Raw genomic sequence first — 24,391 nt, forward strand, 5'->3', positions numbered from 1 at the left:
ATAAACTTTTTGCCCATACTTATCCGAGCTTTCAATTCGATAAATATTAATCCTTTTACAATTGCGAGAAGTTATTCATATATCTTGCTATATTCTTTAAAAGAAGTTATTTTGGTGTATTATTATAAAGTTGTAGTTTATAGGAAACGAGAACTGTGGAGCCACAGTTCTCGTTTTGTGATTCTATTTAATAATAGCTGAAAAATTATACCAATTCAGCTAGTTCATGTTGGCAGATTAATTTGACGCCATTTTGGGTTAAAATTTTAGCGGCCCCGTCGGTATCGTTAACGCGGAAGATCATATAAGCTTTATCCGCTTTTTTGATAGTAAAGGAATAGGAATATTCCAAATTAATTTGGTTTTCTCCTAAAATTTCGAGTATTTTCATCAGACTTCCCGGTTTGTTGGACATTTCAACTGCCAATACTGGAGTGATGGAGAATACATAGCCGGATTCTTTTAAAACACAGGCTGTTTTGTGCATATCATCAACAATAATACGCAAGATCCCAAAGTCCTCTGCATCTGCCAGAGATAGGGCACACATATTAATATTATTTTCATTTAATAACTTGGTAAATTCGGAAAGCTGTCCAGGTTTATTTTCCAAAAATACAGAGATTTGTTTCGCTGTCATAACGGTCTCTCTCCTTTTTCATTTTAATATAAGTTACGTTTGTCAATTACACGTACCGCTTTTCCCTCACTACGGGTAATTGTTTTTGGAGCAACCAGTTTTACGATGGCGTAAATGCCTAACATTGCTTTTAATGCATCTATCAATTCTTTTTCCCTTGCGGATACTTCTGAAAGGGCATCGGAGAACATTTCTGGTGTCATTTCCACCAAGACTTCCAGTTTATCGCTGTTATTTTCCCGGCTTACTATAATTTGGTAGTTTGCTGGATATCCTCTATTCAACAATACAGTTTCGATCTGGGATGGGAATACATTCACGCCTTTTACAATCAACATATCATCGCTGCGGCCCATTGGCTTGGTCATTTTTACATGGGTTCTGCCGCAAGGACATTTTTCATGGGACAATACACAAATATCACGAGTGCGGTAACGGATCAATGGAAATGCTTGTTTGGTAATACTGGTAAATACAAGTTCCCCTTTTTCACCATCTGGCAGGACTTCTCCTGTATTAGGATCAATTACTTCTGCGATAAAATGGTCCTCATTAATATGCATACCGGTTTGGGCTTCACATTCAAATGAAACTCCAGGTCCAGAAATTTCTGTTAAACCATAAATATCATATGCTTTAATATGTAATTTTTGCTCAATATCACGGCGCATTTCTTCTGTCCATGCTTCCGCGCCAAAAATACCTGCTTTTAATTTAATTTGATCCTGTAAGCCCCTTTCACAGATGCTTTCTGCCAGATAAGCGGCATAAGATGGAGTACAACACAAAATAGTAGAACCCAAATCACACATAAACTGAATCTGGCGTTCGGTATTGCCAGAAGACATTGGTAGAGTTAAGGAACCTACTTTATGGGAACCTCCATTTAATCCAGGGCCACCTGTAAATAACCCATATCCGTAACATACATGGACAACATCCTCTTTTGTGCCTCCGGCAGCCATAATGGCACGGGCACAGCAGTCTTCCCAAAGGTCAATATCATGTTGTGTGTAAAAAGCAACTACTCTTCTACCAGTAGTACCACTGGTAGATTGAATTCTGACACAATCCTCCAATGGGGTTGCCAGCAAACCATATGGATAGGCATCCCGCAAATCTTGTTTTGTAATAAATGGAAGTTTGTGTAGATCTTTAATTGATTGAATATCATCAGGAGTAATTCCTTTTTGTTCCATTAAATTCCGGTAATAAGGGACGTTTTTATAAACGTGTTGAACGGTTTGAACCAAACGCTCATTTTGCCATGCAGTAATTTGTTCCCGAGAGGCGCATTCAATCTCAGGTTGGTAATAATTTGGCATGGTAATCATTCCTTTCATTTCAATATTTTATGTTTTGACCAATCGGTCCATTCGACTAGTTGTATTATAGCATTTTATGTGAAAAAGGTAAATCATTTTACAGTAAAAATCGACATTAAAATTTTGTTTATTTTGATGGGAATCAAATGGGACAAGATACCATATCCATAGATTATGGAGAAAGGAGGGGGATAAACATCAAACATTAACAGATAGTATAGATTTATAATAAAAAACAGGCAGAAAAAACTGCCTGTTAGAAGAGGTTATTTGTATTGCATTTTTATTTTTTTAAGCCGTTTCATTACTTGGTTTCCATCTTTGCCGAAATAATCATGAAGTTGTTGATATTCAGCAAAAAGGGAATCATATATAGTAGAATTTTTGAGGATTGGCTGGTAAACAACATCTTTTAGTTTCCCCAGTTTATGGGCAATTTGGTGAACATTATCATATCCAGTTCGTTTTGGATCAGCAGCTGCAATTCCAAAAATAGCACTACCCAATGCACCAGATTGTGGGCTGCCAGAAATATGGATAGGACGCTTACAGACATCCGCATATATTTGCATAGTCATAGGGTCTTTTTCCGCAATACCACCAGCTGCAATCAGATGATTCACTGGAACGCCAGCGGATTCAAATGCTTCTATAATTTGCCGTGTTCCATAAGCGGTTGCCTCAATTAAGGCGCGATAGATTTCTTCCGGTTTGGTGAGCAGTGTCATTCCTACAATAAGGCCACTTAAATCAAAGTCCATCAATACAGAACGGACGCCGTTCCACCAGTCAAGAGCAATTAATCCGCTTTCTCCAACCCGTAATTTTTCTGCCTTAGAACGCAGAAATTGATGGATATTTATTCCTTGCTTATTTGCCTGTTCATAGTAAGAAGCAGGCAAGCAATTCTTAACAAACCAAGAAAAATGGTCACCTACACAGCTTTGGCCAGCTTCATATCCGAAATATCCAGGAAGAATTCCATTTTTTACAATACCACAAGTACCCGGTACCCCCATTTCTTTCTCAGATAGCAACATATGACAGGTGGAAGTGCCCATAATCATTAACATTGTTCCAGGTCCATCAATTTTACACGCTGGGACGGATGCGTGGGCATCAATAATGCCAATTGCTACTGCTGTATCTGGGGAAAGTCCAGTCTTTTCAGCAACTTCTGATGTAATTGTTCCCGCGCAGCCTCCTAAAGGATGAATATCGGTACTCAGCTTTTCCTCTACCACAAATTCCATTTTAGGGTCAAGGGATTTGAAAAAGTCATGGGAAGGGTATCCATTTGTATGATGATATAACCCTTTGTATCCTGCGTTGCAAGCACTTCTGGCTTCTACGCCAGTTAACTGCCATACAATCCAGTCTCCAGCTTCTAAGATACGGTCACAGGTATCATACACTTCTGGCGCCTCTTTGACAATTTGCATAATTTTTGGAATCATCCATTCACTGGAAATTTTTCCACCATAAAGGGGAAGCCATGGTTCTTCCATTTTCTCTGCAGTTTGATTTAATTGGTCAGCATAGGGTTGCGCTGCATGGTGTTTCCATAACTTTACATATGCGTGAGGATTTTGTGCAAATTCTGGAAGGAAACATAGAGGGGTTCCATCTGCTGTAGTAGGAAGAATGGTACAAGAAGTAAAATCGACACCAATCCCTACAATATCTTTTGGATTGACCTGGGAAATCGTGATTACTTCCCGAATCGTAGCATACAAACCGTTTAAATAGTCCTGGGGATGTTGTAATGCCCAACTTTCCCCTAATTTTACCCCACATGGAAGTTCTGTTTCCATTACTTGATGGTCATAATCATAAATACTGGTTGCCAGCTCTTCGCCTGTGTGGATATCAATCAATAAGGTGCGTACAGATAGGGAACCATAGTCTAAACCAATTGCATATTTTGCCATGGCTTTTGACCTCCTTTTTCGGCTCTTTTTCATTTTATTATAACAGTCTTTGAAATAATCGTCAACGAAAAACAAACCGATTTTGTTTTTGTTTTTATAATAATATTGTGTATTTGTTATAATATTTTATTTCATATAAAAAAATTATAGGAATTTCATTGGAAAAAATGAGAATAATTTCTTTTTTTATCGACTAATTTATGATATAATAAAATTGTCAATCCAAATAGGAGTGAAGATAGAATGAAATTATTAACAAATCTGCAAAATAAAATGAAGCAGGGAATCCATTTAAAACATACAAAAATATCCTGGTACGCTTTGACAAGATTAATTTTATTTTTGATTTTAATTATACTTGTGGTTACACTGGCTTGTACTTCTTGTGTGTCAAATTTACATAGCAAGTCTTTATCAAAACAATTAGCTGGATTGCAGGTGGATTTATCGGATACTCAAAAGGAGTTGGAAAAGTATTCAAAAGCCAATTTGTCAGAAGGCTTCCCTTATCAAACAAAATATCCTGACCTTTATGTGAAGGATGTTCAAGAGAAGAAAGATGCGGATCAAAAAGTCGTATATCTGACTTTTGATGATGGGCCATCGAAATATACCACCCAAACGTTGGATTTGCTGGACCGTTACAATGTAAAAGCTACTTTTTTTGTCGTCAATTATGATTCGGATCAATCAACCCAACTTTACAAAGATATTGTGCAACGTGGTCATAGTTTGGGAATCCATACAGCAACCCATGAATATAAAACCATTTATGCGTCAGTCGATGATTATTTAGAGGATTTTAATACGATTTACCAACATTTAAAAACAGTTACTGGACAAGAACCTACATTATTCCGCTTTCCAGGCGGTAGTATTAACTCATATAATACGACGATTTATCGCCAGTTAATTGCCGAGATGCAGCGCCGTGGCTTTACCTATCACGATTGGAATGTGGACTCAGGGGATACTAAGAAAAATGCAACCCCTCAATCCATCCATGACAATGTAGTTTCCGCTGTAATGCAGAATAATAAATCTGTGGTACTGCTTCATGACAGTGATACAAAAGGAAACACAGCTCAGGCTTTGGAGAGTATTATTGTGGATTTACAAGCTGCTGGATATGAGTTCCGGGCACTTGATGATACCGTAAAACCATTCCATTTTACAGACCCAGAATAACAACTTGGAAAGATTACTTTAGAGAAATATTAATGGTATTTAACACAAAACAGGTATCCCTAGTTGGAATACCTGTTTTGTGTATTGTAGAAAATAAAAGTGTTTTGAGATAGCAATACGAAGATATTTATGATACAGTTAATACTTTTATTAAGATTTCTAGACCTTGTTCCAGCTCAGATTCAGTTATAGTCAATGGGGGAAGCAGACGGATTTTTTCCTTTGCGGTTAATACCATCAATCCATTTTGCATACATTCTACTGCAACTTCTCCAGCTTTTTTGTTTTTCAGGCTAATACCCAACATCAACCCCATTCCTGTAATACCAACAACTTCTGGAATATCCTGCAAGGATTTTCGGATAAGATGTCCTTTTTCTTTTACCTGCTGGAATAAGGAATCTGTCATATAGTCCATTACTACATTTGCCCCGGCGCATACAATCGGGTTTCCCCCAAATGTGGAGCCATGGTCTCCTGGTTTTAGAACAGAAGAATAAGCCTCGTCCATGAGAATTGCTCCAATTGGTAAACCTCCACCAAGACCCTTTGCCAGAGTTACAATATTGGGATGTATATCATATTGTTCACAGCATAATAAACTGCCAGTACGTCCCATTCCGGTTTGCACTTCATCTACAATAAAAGCAATATCGTTTTGTTTGCAGAGTTTTTCTACGGCTTTGATATAATCCTTTTCCATTGGGTTGACGCCGCCTTCCCCTTGGATCAATTCGCACATAATCCCACAAACAGAACCATCTAACTTTTCCTGTAAATCTGTAAGATCATTTGCTTTTGCGTACCGGAATCCTTCGGTAAAAGGGAAGAAATATTGGTGGAAATGTTCCTGCCCTGTTGCTTCTAGAGTAGCAATGGTACGACCATGAAAGGAATTCACCAATGTAATAATGGTAGAACGTCCGGATCCATATTTGTCATAGCTATATTTTCTTGCTATTTTAATAGCGCCTTCATTTGCCTCCGCTCCAGAATTGCCGAAAAAGACTTTGGAGAAACCAGTGCGGTTGATTAATTTTTCAGCTAATGTGATACAGGGCTCAGAATAGTATAAATTGGATACATGGTTTAAATTTTCCGCCTGTTTTGCAACAGCTGTATACCATTTTTGATTGCTGAATCCTAAAGAATTTACCCCAATTCCACTGGTAAAATCAATATAAAATTTATCTTGATAATCTTTACAGGTTGCGTTTGCCCCTTTTTCAATGCAGAGATCAAACCGTCCATAGGTGTTTGCGATATATTGTTTGTCTTTTTGTTTTAAGTCAATTGGATTCATCATAATCCCCCTTTTGTTATCCGATTAACATGGTTCCAATTCCTTCATTGGAGAATATTTCTATCAAAGCGGAATGTTGTACACGACCATCAATAATAAAAACTCGATCAACTCCACGACGGACAGCCTCCACACAGCAATCCACTTTTGGAATCATACCACCCGAAATAATCCCTTGCTTGGTTAAAGAAGGGACTTCACTTGCTTTTACAACAGGAATTAAGGTAGAATCATCATCTTTATCCCGCAATAAGCCACGAATATCAGTCATTAAAATCAGATTTTTAGCATGAAGGGCAGAAGCGATTTTAGAAGCGGCAGTATCTGCATTGACATTATAAACATTCCCTTCGTTATCTGTGGCAACAGTAGAAATAATTGGGATATAGCCACAGTTTAAGGTATCATTGATAATATCGGTATTTACCTCTACAATATCACCTACGTATCCTAAATCCTCTTCCGTATCCGCTTTTCTGGCAACTAACATTTTACCATCAATTCCACATAGTCCAATTGCTTTCCCTCCATGTTGAGAAAGCAGGCTTACTAAATCCTTATTTACTTTGCCTGCCAAAACCATCTGGACGATTTCAGCTGTTTCTTTATCTGTATACCTTAAACCATTGACAAAGCGGGATTCCTTTCCCACTCTTTTTAACATACCGCTGATTTCTGGACCACCACCATGCACGACAACTACTCGAATACCAACTAATGAGAGCAGTACAATGTCCCGCATAACAGAATCTTTTAACTGTTCGTCAATCATGGCATTCCCACCGTATTTGATGACAATGGTTTTATTGTAATATTTTTGAATATAGGGCAAGGCGTCAGTTAATACCTGCGCCTTTGCACTGTTTGAAATATCTTTAATCCGTTCCATGTTTTAGCTCCTGTATTCTCCATTGATTTTTACATATTCATAGGTTAAGTCGCATCCCCAAGCAGTAGCCTGTTGATCGCCATCGTGCATGTTGACAATAATCCGCACTTCATCCCCAGACAGGATAAAGTTTGCTTGTTCTTCTATAAATTCTACCCCACGTCCATTTTTACAGACCAGGATATCTTTGGTATGGTTGGCGAGTTTTACACTGATTTTATTGATGTCAAAATCGCCTTCCGTATAGCCGATCGCACAGAGGATACGTCCCCAGTTGGCATCTTCTCCAAACACAGCTGCTTTAAACAGGCTAGATGTAATCACAGATTTTGCTACTGCTTGTGCCAAAGATTCGGTAGGGGCATGGGTAACAACACATTCTATTAATTTGGTAGCGCCTTCTCCATCCGCTGCCAACACTTTGGAAAAATGCTGCAATACAACGTATAAACCGTTTAAAAACGCTTCGTAGTCCTCATTTTCCTCTGTAATTTCTGGATTACCAGCTTTGCAGTTGGTCATAATGGTCAAAGTATCATTGGTGGAAGTATCACCATCAACACTAATCATATTATAGGTACGGTCTACTACATATTTTAGTGCTTTTTGCAACATGGGCACACTGATGTTGACATCAGATGAGAGAAAACATAAAAGGGTCGCCATGTTAGGATGGATCATACCGCTTCCTTTTGCCATACCACCAATATGGCATGGTACGCCGTGAACCATAAATTCGATAGCAAATTCTTTTGGGATGGTATCGGTTGTCATAATCGCTTTAGCTGCATTTAAATGGCCTGATTCCTCTAATTGATCGACTAGTTCAGGAATATGCTCTTGGATTGGTTCGATCGGAAGGATCTCCCCAATGACACCAGTGGAGGAAACAATCACATCTTCTGGTTTTACTTTCATAGCTTCTGCTGCTAGTTCACACATTTTCCATGCTTTTTCTTCCCCATCTACATTACAGGTGTTGGCATTGCCGCTATTCACAATAATTGCTTGTGCAATCCCGTTTTCCAAGTTTTTTTGGTCAATGATAATTGGGGCGCCTTTTACTTTATTTTGGGTATAACATCCAGCAGCGTGACATGGGACATCGGACAATACAGCACCAAGGTCTAATTTTGATTTGTTTTTCCGGATTCCACAGTGGACACCTGCAGCTTGAAATCCTTTTACAGCACAAATGCCGCCTTCTATTACTTGATAGTTGCTAAATTTAATATCCATAATTTTCTCCTATTCTTAAAATGCTGGTGGGATAAAGTCTAATCCAGTATCTTCTGGTATCCCCATCAATAAGTTCATATTTTGGATTGCTTGGCCCGCTGCACCTTTTACCATATTGTCAATGGTAGAAACTACAATCAGGCGATTAGTACGGGGATCCAAATGGAGTGAAATATCACAGTAATTGGAGTATTTCACATTTTTTAAATTTGCAGTAGTACCTTTTGGCAGGACACGAACAAATTTTTCGGTTTGATAAAATTTTCTATATAGGCTGTGGATCTCTTCCAATGCCATTGGTTCAGTTAAATTGAGATACATCGTGGAGACAATCCCACGATTGACCGGTAATAGATGAGGGACAAAAGTAACCGTACAATTTTGTCCAGCCAGACCGGATAAAGTTTGCTCAATTTCAGGGGTATGACGGTGAGAAGCCACCTTATAAGGGGAAAATGCTTCATTGCAGTCAGGATAATGGGTTGTTTGGCTCAATCCTCTACCTGCACCAGTCACACCAGATTTGCTGTCAATAATAATGGAATTACAATCCACTTTTCCTGTTTGGATAATAGGAGCTAACCCCAAGCTAATACTGGTTGGGTAACATCCTGGATTTGCTATTATTTTAATGTTGTCCGCTAATTTTCGGTGAAGTTCGGGAATAATATAGGCGGATAATTCATGTAATTCTGGTTTTTGATAACTAAGTTGATACCATTCTTCATAGTCCTTAGGGTCTGTTAAACGAAAGTCAGCCCCTAAATCAATCAAATATTTATTTTGTTCCACACATTTTTCTGCGATTAACTCGCTTAGTCCATGGGGAAGGGAAGCAAAAATAACGTCACTTTTTTGGATGGCGGTATCTTCATCACATAATACCATATTGCATGTTTGTGCAAAGTTTGGATAAACATCTTGTATATTTTGATGCTCAAAGCTAACAGAGCTAATAGCACTTACAGTAACATTTGGATGGGTGAGCAGCAATCTCAACAACTCTGCTCCTGCATATCCGGTTGCTCCAATAATTCCAACTTTCATTTTGTCCACTTGTTCCAACTCCTTTAGTTTCTATTGAAGAGAATATCCACAATGATAAATGGATATTCTGTAATTTGTTAATTGAATATCCTTATTATATAGAACTGAAAAAGAAAATACAAGGTTTTTTTGCATAAATAGTGGATATTTATGAATATTTATGCAATATATTCGGGATGATACTGGTTTAAACAAAAATTTTATGCATTAATATACATTGTAAAAAAGGAAAACAATCCGATAACAAAAGATGCTTTTATGGTTTTTATTTGATTTAATAAAAAGAGAAAACAAAAAGAAAGAAAAAATGGTGCGGAATTACCGCACCATTTTAAAAGGGAGAATGAGGTTATTTGATAAGGGAGGAAATGTCGTTTACAGCAGTTCCAACTGCACGCATAGCGTGTTCTGCTTTTTTCTTTATCTGTTTTGTTTTGTGGCGCTTTTTATTTGTCATCATATAAGCTGCCGCACCAGCAGCCAAACCAACACAAGCACCTGTTACTGCCGCGTTCATTTTCATCATGGGTTTTTAGCTTCCTTTCTATAATTATGATATCATTTAAGGAGGAGGTTTCAGCCATAAGCTGATGAAGAATTTGATTTCTTCTCCATTAGTATAACCGTTTTTTTCAAAAACAGAACTGGTTTTAAATGTAAATCGATTATGTTAAGCTTTTCAATTAATCGACTATACCAATATTTTTGAAATTAGTATGGAATTGGAGTGTAAGCAATAAATCCAACGAATGTTTTAGATTGGAACATTTTGAAAACCAATAGAAAATTTATGTAAAAATTCTTCTTGATACAATAGAAAAATCTCCTGCTTACTTATTACAGGAGATTTATATGAAAGTTTGTTTATTCTTGTGAGGGAGAACCTTTTTCTCTTGTTTTTACATGATTTTTAATGGCGTCAAAACTTTTGGCACTGATAACATGCTCCATCCGACAAGCATCTGTCACAGCAGTTGTTTTATCCACTCCAAGACGAACAAGCCAATCAGAAAGCAACTGGTGGCGCTCGTACATGGTTTCTGCTATTTTCATCCCTTTTTCGGTTAAAGTAATGGCACCATTTCCATCCATTACTAAATACCCATTTTCTCGGAGGTTTTTCATAGCAACACTAACACTTGGTTTGGAAAAATCAAGTTCGTTTGCAATATCAATTGATCGGACAGAACCATTGCGCTGGTGTAAGATTAAGATTGTTTCCAAATAATTTTCTGCGGATTCTTTAATTATCACTGAAATCACCTCCTTAGTCCGTATGTTTTTAACAGTTTTATATTACTATTATAACATTTTCTTTCATAATTTTTCAAGAATTAAAAAAATCTCTTGACATTTCAGTTAGCTGGTGCTAACATAGTGTTGGTTAGATTTATCTAACTTATGTTTTACCTTATAGCTGGTAAGTAACCAGTTAAAAATATAAAGGAGGATACCATGATGCCGTTGACTATGGTGGAGCCTGGAAAACCAATTTCGATTCAAAGGATTGGCGGAAAAGAGGAAATAAAACGTTTTTTAGAAAACCTAGGGTTTGTAGTAGGGAGTGATGTTACCATTATATCCAAAATTGGTGGCAATGTAATAGTAAATATTAAGAATTCCCGCGTAGCAATTAGTAAAGAAATGGCTAATAAAATTATGGTATAATCCATCCCGAAAGGAGAAAATAATAATGCAAACATTGCGTGATGCCAAATGTGGCGATACTGTTACTGTAGTAAAGCTACATGGGGAAGGTGCTGTAAAACGTCGTATTATGGATATGGGGATTACGAAAGGGGTAGAGATTTTAATTCGTAAAGTTGCTCCACTAGGAGACCCTGTAGAAGTAAATGTCCGTGGTTATGAATTATCTTTAAGGAAATCTGACGCAGAGATGATAGAGGTAAGATAACTCTGGCAGAAACAGCTGTTTCTGCTTTTTTCAGTGATTTAAGTTAGCGGTTTCTAACTAATTAGAAATGATAAGGAGGAGCATAAATGTCAATTAAAATTGCGCTTGCTGGTAATCCAAACAGTGGTAAAACAACATTATTTAATGCGTTAACCGGTGCAAACCAGTTTGTTGGAAACTGGCCAGGTGTTACAGTAGAAAAAAAGGAAGGGAAATTAAAAGGGTATCGTGATGTCATTATTACCGACCTTCCCGGTATCTATTCCATTTCTCCCTATACATTGGAAGAGGTTGTCGCAAGGAATTATTTAATTCATGAACGACCAAATGCTATTTTGAATATTGTAGATGGTACCAATATTGAGCGCAACCTTTATTTATCTACTCAATTAATGGAAATGGGAATTCCAGTAGTCCTGGCTGTTAACATGATGGATGTTGTCAAAAAAAGAGGAGATAAAATCAATATCCAGCAACTGAAAAAAGACCTTGGTTGCGAAGTAGTAGAAATCTCTGCGTTAAAAGGGACGGGAATTAAAGAAGCTGCGGACCAAGCTGTGAAATTAGCGGAAAGTAAAAAAAGAGCTGTTCCTGTACATAGATTTGATCCTATAGTAGAAGATGCTTTAAATGAAATTGAATCGTTCTTAACTGGCGTGGCAGAAGAACAAAAACGTTTTTATGCAATTAAACTGTTTGAACGGGATGAAAAAATCGTTGAGTTAATTTCAAAAGTGCCTGATGTGGAATCCATTATTAAAACGGTAGAAGAAAAAATGGATGATGATGCGGAAAGTATTATTACCAATGAGCGTTATCAATACATTTCTTCTATGATCAAACATTGTTATCACAAAAAGAGCGATGCGAAACTATCTACTTCCGATAAAATTGATAAGGTTGTTACCAACCGTTGGCTTGCATTGCCTATTTTTGCGGTAGTTATGTTTATTGTTTACTATATCTCTGTTTCTACAGTGGGAACATGGGCAACAGACTGGGCAAATGATGGATTGTTTGGAGATGGATTCCATCTGTTTGGGATTGGAAGTTCTTCTTATTCTGAGGTGTCGGAAGAATATGATGCAGCCAGTGCGCAAGTAGATGCTTATATCACTGCTGCGGAAGAAGCTGGCATTGATGTAGAGCCTCTTCAGGAAACATTGGAATCCGAGGAACCAGATCAGTCCATTATTACTGCTTTTGCAACAGAGGCAGAACAAGCAAATATTATTGGGGAAAACGAAATCAGGAATGACGATGGTGAAATCGAGGAAGTACAAGAAGTAACTGCCTCCGATTTTGCTACAGCAGTAGAAGTTGCGGAACCAGACCCAGCCGATTACGGAGTATGGGTGCCAGGTATTCCTGTGTTAGTACAATCCGGATTAGATGCAATCCATTGTGCTGACTGGCTGGAAGGCTTGATCTTAGATGGCATTGTAGCCGGTGTCGGTGCTGTATTGGGATTTGTGCCTCAGATGTTAGTGTTGTTCATTTTCTTGGCATTTTTGGAAGCTTGTGGATATATGGCACGTATTGCATTTATCATGGACCGTATTTTCCGGAAATTTGGTTTATCTGGAAAATCTTTTATCCCAATGCTAATTGGTACAGGATGTGGTGTTCCAGGTATTATGGCATCTAGGACAATAGAAAATGACCGTGACCGTAAAATGACTGTTATGACAACTACATTCATTCCATGTGGTGCAAAACTTCCCATCATCGCATTAATCGCAGGTGCTTTATTTGGTGGGGCATGGTGGGTAGCACCAAGTGCCTACTTTGTAGGGATTGCCGCTATTATCGTCTCTGGTATTATTTTGAAGAAAACAAAGATGTTTGCTGGAGATCCGGCTCCATTTGTAATGGAACTTCCAGCTTACCATCTTCCAACAGTAGGTAATGTTTTACGTAGTATGTGGGAACGTGGCTGGTCCTTTATCAAAAAGGCTGGAACAATTATCCTGTTAGCAACTATTTTAGTTTGGTTTACTTCTAACTTTGGTTTTACAGATGGCGGATTTGGTATGGTATCCATGGATGATAGCATCCTGGCTGCAATCGGTAGCGCGATTGCCTGGATTTTTGCTCCTCTTGGTTGGGGAAATTGGCAGGCAGCAGTGGCAGCAATCACTGGCTTAATTGCAAAAGAGAATGTAGTAGGTACCTTTGGTGTATTGTATGGCGGATTTGATGAGGTAGCAGAAAATGGTTGGCAAATTTGGATGAATATGCAGGCTTCCTTCACTGCACTGTCCGCATATTCCTTCTTGGTATTCAACCTGTTATGCGCTCCTTGCTTTGCGGCAATCGGTGCAATCAAACGTGAAATGAACAGCGCAAAATGGACTTGGTTCGCAATTGGATATCAATGTATCTTCGCTTACCTAGTATCCATGTGCATTTATCAGATTGGTAGCCTATTTACTGGAAACTTTAATATTGTTGGTGTTATTGTTTCCTTTATTGTGGTTGCAGTATTCCTGTATCTCTTGTTCCGTCCTTACAAAGAAAGTAATTCCTTAAAAGCAAAAGTTCGTGTATAATAAGAATAAGGATTAATACAAAAAGGAGGAAGTCCATTGATTACATTTATCATAAATAATTGGTCTACCATTATAATCTCCTTGGTTTTATTGGCAGTTGTAGTTTTTATTGTGGTAAAATTGGTGAGGGATAAGAAAAAAGGAAAATCCTGCAGTAGTTGTGGTGGAAGTTGTGGAGGTTGCCCAGGCGCTTCTATGTGCCATCATTCTCATAACCATAAAGATTAGCTCTAAAAAACCTGCTAAAGGCAATTCCTTTAGCAGGTTTTTCTATAATTTTATATTGAAGATCATCAGCTTAAAATTGTTTGATTTCCTTTTAAAATAAATTGTAATTTTTACAATAAATAATCCATAATTAAAAAAATGATAAAAAAGAATAAACGGGTACAAGCAATAGTAAGAAAGGATAATTGCCTATAGATAAGATAGTAGCAAAAAATTTGCATTTTGTTTATGAATAATATATAAATATTTTCAAAAATATAGTGATTTTTAATTTGAAATATAGTATAATAAAAACATGGAATTAGTTAATTCCATGTATTCCAAAAATCAGGGAGGTTTTGATTTATGATCAACATTACAGCAAGAGGATTCGAACTAAAACAAGGTACCAAAGACGGAATTGACAAAGAACTCAAGCGAGTAGAGAAGATGCTCCCAGATACCGCATCCTTTGATGTAACTCTCTCTAAAACAGTAGAGGGCTACCAATGTGATATTACCGTCAAAAACACAGGAAGCTTTATCCGAGGTGAAGCTGTTGCAGAAAAAATTGAACCTAGCATTGATTACGCTGTTGATGATTTAAAACGCAAACTGAGAAAATTAAAAACCAGCCTTGTAGATAAAAAGAGGAAGTCTGGGATTGATATCTTAGCAACCGCAATGGATACATTGGAAGACAGCGAAGAAGATTTTGAAAATGAAGATTATCCATCCGCTGATATCAAGCGTACAAAACATTTTACTTTGCATATGATGACAGATGACGAGGCGATTGTACAAATGGAAATGCTGGGGCACTCTTTCTTTGTATACATGGGAGAAGAAGGAGAAACCAAGATTGTCTATGCGAGGAAAAAAGGATATGGTTTATTGATTTGTGACCAATAATAGTATCTATTAATAATAAAAAAGGCCGCTAAAACTAGCGGCCTTTTTTGATGAGATAACGAATAATTCTATTTTGTACTTACATGTGTTCGTAAAATAATTTACTACACCATTTTTTACCATAAAAACCCAGAGATAACATAGTAATTAGTTTGACACTGTGGTTAAGATTTCTGTTTTATAGGCATAAAATAGAAAAATATTACGTTAATCCTGTATAGATTGGGACGTAGATGCGAGGATTTCTTTTCGTTTTCCAAACAAATTTCTGGAGAAAAACATTCCACATAAAATTGGAAAATAAAAGGTAAATAAGCGCCATACTAATACAGCAGAACTTAATTTAGCCGCTGGGAAGAACATTCCAAATAACATAAAAAAGCTCAATTCCGCTCCACCAGCTGCTCCAGGTAAAGGAATGAAAGAGCTTGCCATCTGCACACAGGAGGCAGCAGCCATCATTGTAAAGATTGGAATAGATGGGACACCAAAACTAAACGCAATGGTAACCGGAACAAAAAAGAAAAATGATAATTGCAGAATAGTCATAATAAACATAATGCATAATCTTGTAATATTTTTTCGGATAATACGAAATCCATCATGAAAAGAATCTACTTCTCGGTCTACTATTTCTAATTTTTTCTCTAAATTTTTTAGCAAATGTAACTTTGCTAATAATCTACAAATACCATGCATTGCTTTTTTTGCAAAATTTTTGGTAAACCCTATCAACAATAATCCAATGGCTACTGCGGTGTTTAAGATAAACCCAAAAATAATCAGGTATTTAAAACCTTTTATTTGGGAGGCGAATTCTTTGTATTGAAAGCACAAAACGACAATGGAATAAACAGTAAGCCCTAATTGGTAAACAATAAACCGTACCAATAAAGAACTTGTTGCGTAACCAGCACCAAACCCAATTTTATTCATATGATAAATCTGCATAGGTTGGCCACCAGTAGCGGAAGGGGTAACACAATTAAAAAACTGTCCAATCATGGTTGTCTGGAATACCTGGCGATAAGGCAATTTTTGCGGGAAACACTTGGTTGCACAATGTACTATGGCAGCTTCGATTGCCCAGTACAAAACCATGCAAAGTGCCCCAGCAACCAGCCATAACAATTTTGCGTTTTGGAATACAGCGATAATATTATCAATTCCATCGACAAAAAACATATAACATAGTAAGATAATTACAGTAATTGCAATAATAATACCATTAATAATATTTCCTTTATTATTTTTAGTTTTTTTCATAATACACCTTTTTCATCGTATTTTGCCAACACTCAGTATAAAGAAAAAATAAAAAAAATGCAATCATTTTTAGAAATTGTAATGAAAATGACAGAATTCATTCGTAAAAAACAGTTTAGGGATAAGCTGTGAAATATAAGGTTCAGAGAGTACAATTTATGGCTTCCATATTGGATAGCCAAGTATAAATAAAAAACTCCAGCTACCAATTTACTGTTGATCTCTGGAGTTATACAGTCCGATTTCTTTATTCATAATAACCAAATTTTGCAATATGGCCATTGATTACAGCCAGCAGACGGCTTTCAAATCCATTTGGGGGATACATTTCAATCCCTTCTGCATATTTTTTATGGGTATAGTTGATTGCCTCCATATATTCAATACGGTCATCTACTGTTTTTAATATACCTGTACGGATATCTGTTAATACAACCGCTTTATTAATTCCCATGGCGTATACTAAATCATTAATCGAAAAATACAAGCCGTCACTCATGCTGTTCACCTCTTCCTGTAATTTGCTTTTTTATTATTATATCACAGTAGTTATGTATCATCAATAAAAATAGTGGATTCCAGGCCATTATAAAAAAATTGTTACAATTTGGTCATTGAATCCTAGATACTAGACTAGAATAAAAGATAATAATTGTTTGTTTGGGATAAATCAGGTATAATAATAGTATTCTATTTTGTAAAAGGTAAGGGGATTTTTATGTCGAAACAGACCATTCGGGTGGCGGCAATCCACGATTTATCCGGTTTTGGACGGTGCTCTTTATCGGTGATTTTACCAACTTTATCCGCAATGGGGATACAAGCCTGTGCAATTCCAACAGCAGTATTATCTACCCACACAGGTGGATTAGGCGACCCTGTTTTATGCGATTTAACGGATTATATCCAGCCAACATTACAGCATTATCAATCTTTGAAATTGGATTTTAATTGTATTTATAGTGGATTTTTAGGTTCTATTGATCAAATCGACCATTGTTTGGAATTTTTTTCAGCTTATAGGGGGGCATTGAAAGTTGTGGACCCCGTTATGGGGGACCATGGAAAAACATACCGTACTTATACACCTCAATTAGTGGCTAGGATGCAGGAGTTGGTAAAAGTAGCCGATGTTATTACACCAAATTTGACAGAGGCAGCTATTTTATTAAAAGAGGAATACCCAAACGCTCCAATGACAGTAAGCAGGTTAAAGAGTTGGCTAGTACGTCAAAGTGAACTGGGGCCAGAATATGTCTTAATTACTGGGGTAGCCATGGCGGATGGTCATCTTTCTAACGTGGGATATGATAGGAATAGAGGAGCTTTTTGGCGGGTTAACTGCGACTATGTTCCAGTAGATTATCCTGGTACAGGGGATATTTATGCTAGTGTGGTGGTGGGCTCTTTGCTGAATGGCGATAGTTTGCCTATTGCAATGGAACGTGCTACTAGGTTTTTAGAACTTGCCATTAAAACTACTTACAGTTATGGAACAGATAGCAGATATGGCGTTATGCTAGAACGTTCCCTACCATGGTTGATGGAACATCACTATTTAAAGGGATACGAAAAATTATAAAAAACAATATCTTTTCCATAGGGGATATATCATAAAAAGTGAGCCAGAAAAAGAACATCCCCTGTTGTAGTATAATGATATATCAAAAGGAAACTAGTGTATTTTATCGTGTGTTTATTACAAATAATACGAAAAATTACAGGATTTATTTGAAGTTTGTAGGATGGATATTACATAGTTCATGAACTATTTTCTATAATCACGAATAAATATTTTATCAAATCGTTAGTGAAAAATAAATCATCCAAAATTATCTATTTGATTTTGGTTAAATATTATAAACAATCTTTTAAAAAGCAAGATTTGATAGTCGAATCGTGTAAAATGATATTGTTTCTTTCTTTATATCATACTATACTGACATTGTATTTATAAAGTGGGGTTTTCTGTTTGAATCCAGTAATGACAGTAAAATCCTTCTTACTATAATTACAAATAAGACTAAAATATTGAATAGGGAGGATGAGAAGTTTGAAAAAGCTAATTGCAACTTTAGTTGCAACTGTTATGATGGCTTCTACTGTGCTTAGCTCTGGAATTACCGCGTTTGCCGCAGATGGCAATACTGCTCCAGAAGCTCCAACAAATACAAAAGTAGAGCTGTTGGAAAATCCTTATGGTATTAATACCAAAGACCCATCTTTTTCTTGGGCTATGGTAGATGCTGACAAGGATGAGGTACAAACCGCATACCGCATTGTGGTTGGTACTTCACAAGAAAATATGCAGAACCAAAACTATATTAAAGATACAGATTGGGTATCTTCTTCAGAATCCAGTTATATAAAAGCTGGTTTATCTGATGTATTAAAAGATAACAGCTTGTATTATTGGAGTGTCCAATTAAAAGATAAAGATGGAAAAGAAAGCCCATTATCTGAGCCACAGGCGTTTACAACTGCTGTAGGCGATGGATGGGAAAGCATCAATGGTATTTGGGTTGACCCAAATGCTGCCGCTGCTGTAGAAGACCCATTCCAAAAACATGGTTGGACAAACTATGCAGTTGAGATGGATATGAAAACTTCTGTTGCATTGGGTGTTGTGTTCCGCGCTCAGGATAATAGCAATGGATATATGATCCAATTCCGTTATGGTGGCGGTATTGATCAGGGTGGTAATACCATGAACCCACATACCATTATCAATGGTGGCGTAAAAGCTTATGGCAACTCTATTAAACTGGCAGATAAGGGAATTGAATTGCCAAATAACGAATACTTCCGTGTAAAAATTGCGGTTTATGGGGAAGTTGCTACCGTATATATTAACACTGGTGATGGATTTAAAGAAGCTGGAAAAGTTACCTTTGATGGCGGCTTAACCTATGGTTCTATCGGTTTCCGTAATGGAAGCACCGAAAATGGTTATGTGGATAATATTGATGTATATCCAATCTCTGATGAAGCTGGCACAAAATCAGGGGATAGCTTATATAGCGTAAACTTTGATGATGGACAGACGCCAAATGACTTTAACACAGGCAACAAATTCAAAGTAGAAAATGGTGCTTTATATGTTCCAACTGGCAATGAAAATGGAACAATTAAAACCATGGTACGCTTGAATTCTAATTCAGTATACCCTGGAGAAGGTTCTGATACCACAATTGCACCAAAAGGAAATTTTGCATTCCTGCGTAATGAGTTCAATGTAGACAATAAAGATCAGATTGAAAAAGCAGTTGTGAATGTAACCGCAAAATCTCCAGAAAAAACTCGTCAATTTGTATTTAATCTGTACATGAATGGTCAGTTTGTTGGTTTAGGTCCAGCTCGTTTTGGGACGAACCTGACTAATGGAAAAGGCGTTTTGTATTACAATACTTATGATGTAACTAATTTGTTACAGAATGGCGAAAATGTAATCGGTGCAATCAACTATACACAAGATGAAAAATCCTTCTTGTGCCAAATGACTGTCTTTTATAAAGATGGCAGCAGTGATGTATTGGTAAATTCTGCTGATGGTACATGGAAAGCATTGGATGGCACTAATATTTTTGGCGATAACGGAAAGAGCATTGGTACAGGCTACTTTAATGCAGCAGCTGAAAATATCAATGCAAACTTATTCCCATATGGATGGAATGAACCAGGCTATGATGATTCCGCTTGGACAACACCTGTTGACAAAGGTGCAATTGTAGGTAGCTATGAATTAAATCCATATGATGCTGACAACGTAAACCGTTATTTGTATGATTCCGCTGTTGTAAAAGATATGGGTAATGGCCGCTGGTTTGTAGACTTAGGCAAAGAAATTGTTGGTGGTTTACATCTGGAACTAAACAGCCCTGTATCTCAGGAAATCACCCTTCATTACGGGGAAGAAGGCAATGCCGAAACTGGTGATGTTCAATGGCAGATGAATACTGGTAATAAGTATGAAGAAAAATGGACATTAAAAGAAGGGGAACAGACCATTGAAAATATTGGTATGAAAACCTTCCGCTATGTGGAAATTTTAAATGTTCCAGAAGGTGTTACCTTAACAACAGATAACTTCAAAGGGTTGGCAATGCATCAGGAGTTCAGTGAAGATGAATCCAGCTTCAATTCTTCCGATGATTTGTTAAATCGTATTTATGACACCATGAAATACACCATTAAAGCAACCAACCAGGATTTGATGGTAGACTCCCAGTCCCGTGAACGTGGTGCTTATGAAGGGGACGTTTTAATTAACCAAATGTCTTCCTACTCTTTTGAAGATGATTATAGTTTAGCACGCTTTTCTATGGAATATTTGGAAACCCATAGAACTTGGCCAGTAGAATATGTATTGTATATGGTAAACTCTACTTGGTACGATTATCTGTATACTGGCAATAAAGATTCTATGATGGAATCTTATGAAAAACTAAAAACCAATCTGGTAGATTGTGGTGCGGATAAAAACATTGTAGATATGGGTGATGAAACTACTTTGGTTACTGTAAACCATACCAATGTAAACCAATGGAACTCCGTTTTGGTTGACTGGCCAGTATCCGAACACGATGGGTACAATTTCAGCAGCGCATGGTATAATACCGTTATGAACGCTGTAACCTATGGTGGTTTTGTAGATATGGCAAAAATTGCTACTGAATTAGGCAAAACAGATGACGCAAAAGCATACCAGGAAAAAGCGGATAAATTAAAAGCTGGTATGATCAAATACCTGTATAACTCTGAAACTGGTGCAGTAAGAGATGGTTTAACCAAAGATAAACAGCCAATTGACCATTATGCACAGCATGCAACAGCATTTGCTTTGGCATATGGTGTTTATGAAGACCAGGCAATGGCAGACAAAATGGCTGATTATATCCGCAGTCAAGGCAAAATTAAAACAAGCGTATATGGCTCTTATTTTGTATTAGATGGTTTATACCGTGCAGGCGCAGGCGATGTTGCAAATGCAATGATGATGGATCGTAGCGCAAACAATGGCGACAGAACATGGGCTTACATGATTGATACATTAGGCGCTACTATTACCACAGAAGCTTGGAATGAAACTAATAAGGGCAATATGACTTATTCCCATCCATGGGGTTCTGCTCCAGGTAGCCAGATTATCCGTGGCTTATTTGGTATCCAGCCAACTAAAGCTGGTTACAGTGAATTCCAAGTAAAATTACAGCCAGAAGGTTTGGAATATGCTTCTATTAAAGTTCCAACCTTAAAAGGCAGCGTACAAGCATCCTTTGATACAAGGGATACCGCAAACGCAATTAGCACAACAGTAACAATCCCAGCAAATACAAAGGCAAATGTAATGGTTCCAACAATGGGGCAGGACCATGGCTATGTATCTGTGGATGGTACGATTACACAAGTTGAAATTGTAGATGGCTACTACAGTGTAGAATTAGGTTCTGGCAACCATACAATTGCTGTTCCAAACGCAGGTAAATTGTCCGCTATGACATCGGATTCTTCCAAAGTTTATGTTGGTCAGACTGATAAAATCAGTACCATCTTTACTACAGCAGATGGGGAAGAAATGGATGCAGCAACAGTTGGCACATTAAGCTACGAATCCAGCAATCCAGAAGTTGCTTCTGTAGATGCACAAGGTACTATTACATACAATGCAGAAGGCAGTGCAACAATTACGGTAACAGCAGAATTGAAAGATGTTGATATGCAAGGTACTCCAGTATCTTATACAACATCTACCAGCTTTACTGTTTCCTGTACCAATGCAAAGGTAGAACGTGTATACATCTCCGTTGATGGAGATTTATATCCAAACGCAACTGTTCAGGCTACCCTAAAAGGTGTTCTGGAATCTGGAGAAGAGGTTGACTTGAAAGCAGCTTCCTTTACAGTAGATAATCCAGAAGCGTTTACAGTGGATGAAAATGGTGTATTAACCGGGGTTGCTCCTGGTGAAGGAACTGTGATTGTCAGCATGACCGAAGGTTTGAACGACCTGGTAGATGATTTCGATTTGGATTACTTCGCTTATAACGAAATGTATAGCGATAACTTTGATAATGGAAACAATACATTCGATGGCTTACAAGTACAGGATGGGGCAGTTGTTGTAAACAAAGGTAACAAAGTATTCTATGATAATGAAGAAGCAAAACAGTGGACAGATTATACTGTTTCCGCTAAGGTAAAAGTTACCTCTAATGCGGCAAATATTACTTTCCGTGCAACAGATTCCAATACATTCTATCTGTGGCAGTTTAGAGCTGATACTAATATGTTAAAAACCCATGTATTTAGTTCCGCCCATGCTTCTAGCCAAGGGTTCCAGTTGTTGGGTGAATATCCAATCTCCAACTTAAAAGCAGGGGAATATAACGATATCACTATCCGGGTAGAAGGCAATAAATTTACTACTTATGTAAATGGTGAGTTTGTAAATGCTACTTATAATGATGAATTAACACATGGTAGTGTAGGTGTTCGTAATGGTAGCAGTGAAAGCTTCCTGATGGACGATTTATTTGTTGGTGATACTCAATTAGTTACTACTCTGGATCTTACTGTAAATGAACCAGCAAACAAAAATATTTTGAATAAAGTAATTGATTATGCGGAAGACCAGAAAAATTCTGATGATTTCAACAATGTGATTGCAGATGTACAAAAATCCTTCAACGCAGCACTGGATAATGCAAAAGCAGTTGCAGCAGATCCAGCAGCAAGCCAGGAAACTGTAGATGAAGCATGGCAGACATTGATGAAGGAAATCCATAAACTAGGCTTTGTAAAAGGCGACCTGACTAACTTAAAGAAATTGATTGAAGTAGCGGATGATTATGATTTAACAAAATATGTGGAAGCAGGACAGGCTGAATTTATTGCGGCATTAGAAGCAGCAAAAGCAGTCGTTGCAGATGGTGACAATGCTTTACAGGATGACGTAACAGAAGCAACTGACAACCTGCTAAACGCAATGATGAATCTGAGATTAAAAGCTGATAAATCTATCTTAGAAGAAGTTGTGAATCAGGCAACAGGAATGGATTTAAGCCAATATACCGATGAAAGTGTAGCAGTATTAAACGCAGCATTGGAAAAAGCAAACGCTGTATTAGCGGATGAAACATTAACAGAAGATCAACAAAATGTTGTAAATGATGCTGTAGATGCAGTAAAAGCTGCTATGGATGGCTTACAGACAAAATCGGATGAATCCAACGCTGGCAATACATCTTCTAATGGACAAAATAATTCCAGCACAAATAATGGTGATAAACTTGCAAATAATACTGTAAATGCGGCAACAACAGGTGATGTAGCGATGCCAATTATTCTGGTAGTAATCGCTATTGTAGCAGCAATCGCAATTATTGCAGCTGTTGTTATTTCCAAAAGAAAAAATAAAAATCAGTAATTGATGAAATCCCCCTTATAATATTAAAAAAGCAGTAGGCATTTGTCTGCTGCTTTTTTTGTACAGAAAAAATATCATTACTTATGTAAAATAGCTTAGATGTTGTTTGAATTTTATCATCGTATTTCATTTATAACCATAACATACGATTTTGATATGCTTTAAGTAGTAAGATCTTGAAAATTCAAAGTATCCAATTGTATTGGATACTTTTTTAGATCAGGCGAAACACTAGTTTTTATCTAAAAAGAACATTTATGTTTTTTCTTAATTGGATACAATGTTTTGTGGTGATATATGTCTGTTTGACAAACGATAAATAGAAAATCTTAATCTGATATAAAGCTTGCAGCTTATAAAATAAGGACATAAGTATTATTTGATAGAGCAAATAGAATTTTATAAGTTGATATAGAAAAAAGGCTATTTTGTAGAACTATGTTTTACATTTTATGATAAAAAGATTCGTTTTTAAATGGATCTGCTTTTCCAATAGAACACGATAAAAGTTCGTCATAAATTTGTAAGAAAAATGATGGCAGGTTTGTAAA

General features: G+C 37.0%; 19 protein-coding genes. 8 read left to right on the forward strand and 11 right to left on the reverse strand.

Translation table 11 applies throughout. The annotated features are described in order from the left end of the window. Positions 1 to 205: 205 nt before the first annotated feature. From H8Z77_RS00365 to araB, 3 genes are all read right to left on the reverse strand, one after another. A complete protein-coding gene (locus H8Z77_RS00365; protein ID WP_069988117.1) occupies positions 206 to 640 on the reverse strand; it encodes an ACT domain-containing protein in 435 nt (144 codons plus the stop codon). Between the two features lie 23 nt (positions 641 to 663). Beyond that, the gene (locus H8Z77_RS00370) at positions 664 to 1,965 is read right to left on the reverse strand and encodes a phenylacetate--CoA ligase family protein (protein WP_069988118.1); all 1,302 of its coding nucleotides are present in this window, start codon (positions 1,963 to 1,965) and stop codon (positions 664 to 666) included. Positions 1,966 to 2,231: 266 nt separating this feature from the next. Next, positions 2,232 to 3,896 carry a ribulokinase gene (gene araB, locus H8Z77_RS00375; RefSeq protein ID WP_186995810.1) on the reverse strand — a complete coding sequence of 555 codons (1,665 nt, stop codon included), beginning with the start codon at positions 3,894 to 3,896 and terminating at the stop codon, positions 2,232 to 2,234. Positions 3,897 to 4,139: 243 nt separating this feature from the next. On the opposite strand from araB, the gene H8Z77_RS00380 reads away from it, so the two are divergent. Continuing rightward, positions 4,140 to 5,084, forward strand: coding sequence for a polysaccharide deacetylase family protein (locus tag H8Z77_RS00380; protein ID WP_186995811.1), 945 nt, complete (start codon positions 4,140 to 4,142; stop codon positions 5,082 to 5,084). Between the two features lie 127 nt (positions 5,085 to 5,211). Here the strand turns inward: H8Z77_RS00380 and H8Z77_RS00385 are convergent, their stop codons facing one another. The 6 genes from H8Z77_RS00385 to H8Z77_RS00410 form a co-directional block, all read right to left on the reverse strand. After that, positions 5,212 to 6,387 (reverse strand): aspartate aminotransferase family protein, encoded by a 1,176-nt coding sequence (locus tag H8Z77_RS00385; protein WP_186995812.1) that lies wholly within the window; start codon positions 6,385 to 6,387, stop codon positions 5,212 to 5,214. A gap of 16 nt (positions 6,388 to 6,403) precedes the next feature. Further along, a complete protein-coding gene (argB, locus tag H8Z77_RS00390) occupies positions 6,404 to 7,276 on the reverse strand; it encodes an acetylglutamate kinase (protein WP_069988121.1) in 873 nt (290 codons plus the stop codon). A 3-nt stretch (positions 7,277 to 7,279) separates the two neighbouring features. Then, a complete protein-coding gene (gene argJ, locus H8Z77_RS00395) occupies positions 7,280 to 8,515 on the reverse strand; it encodes a bifunctional ornithine acetyltransferase/N-acetylglutamate synthase (protein WP_186995813.1) in 1,236 nt (411 codons plus the stop codon). A 15-nt stretch (positions 8,516 to 8,530) separates the two neighbouring features. Then, complete coding sequence (gene argC, locus H8Z77_RS00400) at positions 8,531 to 9,562, reverse strand: N-acetyl-gamma-glutamyl-phosphate reductase (protein ID WP_186997070.1); 1,032 nt, start codon at positions 9,560 to 9,562, stop codon at positions 8,531 to 8,533. A gap of 349 nt (positions 9,563 to 9,911) precedes the next feature. Then, positions 9,912 to 10,088 (reverse strand): hypothetical protein, encoded by a 177-nt coding sequence (locus H8Z77_RS00405; protein ID WP_159427358.1) that lies wholly within the window; start codon positions 10,086 to 10,088, stop codon positions 9,912 to 9,914. 338 nt (positions 10,089 to 10,426) lie between these two features. Continuing rightward, the gene (locus H8Z77_RS00410) at positions 10,427 to 10,816 is read right to left on the reverse strand and encodes a metal-dependent transcriptional regulator (RefSeq protein WP_069988123.1); all 390 of its coding nucleotides are present in this window, start codon (positions 10,814 to 10,816) and stop codon (positions 10,427 to 10,429) included. 201 nt (positions 10,817 to 11,017) lie between these two features. On the opposite strand from H8Z77_RS00410, the gene H8Z77_RS00415 reads away from it, so the two are divergent. From H8Z77_RS00415 to hpf, 5 genes are all read left to right on the forward strand, one after another. Next, on the forward strand, positions 11,018 to 11,230 hold the full coding sequence (locus H8Z77_RS00415) for a FeoA family protein (protein WP_069988124.1): 213 nt from the start codon (positions 11,018 to 11,020) through the stop codon (positions 11,228 to 11,230). A 25-nt stretch (positions 11,231 to 11,255) separates the two neighbouring features. Then, a complete protein-coding gene (locus H8Z77_RS00420) occupies positions 11,256 to 11,477 on the forward strand; it encodes a FeoA family protein (RefSeq protein ID WP_069988125.1) in 222 nt (73 codons plus the stop codon). An 86-nt stretch (positions 11,478 to 11,563) separates the two neighbouring features. After that, entirely contained in the window at positions 11,564 to 14,029 is a 2,466-nt protein-coding gene (gene feoB / locus H8Z77_RS00425; RefSeq protein ID WP_186995814.1) for a ferrous iron transport protein B, read from the forward strand. Between the two features lie 36 nt (positions 14,030 to 14,065). Then, positions 14,066 to 14,257 carry a FeoB-associated Cys-rich membrane protein gene (locus tag H8Z77_RS00430; protein WP_207725985.1) on the forward strand — a complete coding sequence of 64 codons (192 nt, stop codon included), beginning with the start codon at positions 14,066 to 14,068 and terminating at the stop codon, positions 14,255 to 14,257. Positions 14,258 to 14,602: 345 nt separating this feature from the next. Then, complete coding sequence (hpf, locus tag H8Z77_RS00435; protein ID WP_069988127.1) at positions 14,603 to 15,148, forward strand: ribosome hibernation-promoting factor, HPF/YfiA family; 546 nt, start codon at positions 14,603 to 14,605, stop codon at positions 15,146 to 15,148. 207 nt (positions 15,149 to 15,355) lie between these two features. On the opposite strand, the gene H8Z77_RS00440 is transcribed toward hpf, so the two are convergent. Both H8Z77_RS00440 and H8Z77_RS00445 read right to left on the reverse strand, forming a co-directional pair. Beyond that, positions 15,356 to 16,414: a lysylphosphatidylglycerol synthase transmembrane domain-containing protein gene (locus H8Z77_RS00440; protein WP_186995815.1), complete on the reverse strand. Its 1,059-nt coding sequence runs from the start codon at positions 16,412 to 16,414 to the stop codon at positions 15,356 to 15,358. A 247-nt stretch (positions 16,415 to 16,661) separates the two neighbouring features. Next, positions 16,662 to 16,913: a hypothetical protein gene (locus H8Z77_RS00445; protein WP_186995816.1), complete on the reverse strand. Its 252-nt coding sequence runs from the start codon at positions 16,911 to 16,913 to the stop codon at positions 16,662 to 16,664. A gap of 219 nt (positions 16,914 to 17,132) precedes the next feature. Between H8Z77_RS00445 and H8Z77_RS00450 the strand changes: the two genes are divergently transcribed. Continuing rightward, entirely contained in the window at positions 17,133 to 17,996 is an 864-nt protein-coding gene (locus H8Z77_RS00450; protein ID WP_186995817.1) for a pyridoxamine kinase, read from the forward strand. Positions 17,997 to 18,467: 471 nt separating this feature from the next. Further along, entirely contained in the window at positions 18,468 to 23,840 is a 5,373-nt protein-coding gene (locus tag H8Z77_RS00455; protein WP_186995818.1) for a family 78 glycoside hydrolase catalytic domain, read from the forward strand. Positions 23,841 to 24,391: the final 551 nt, after the last annotated feature.

Origin of the sequence: Clostridium facile, assembly GCF_014297275.1 — a bacterium.
Taxonomy (GTDB): Bacteria; Bacillota; Clostridia; order Oscillospirales; family Ruminococcaceae; genus Massilioclostridium; species Massilioclostridium facile.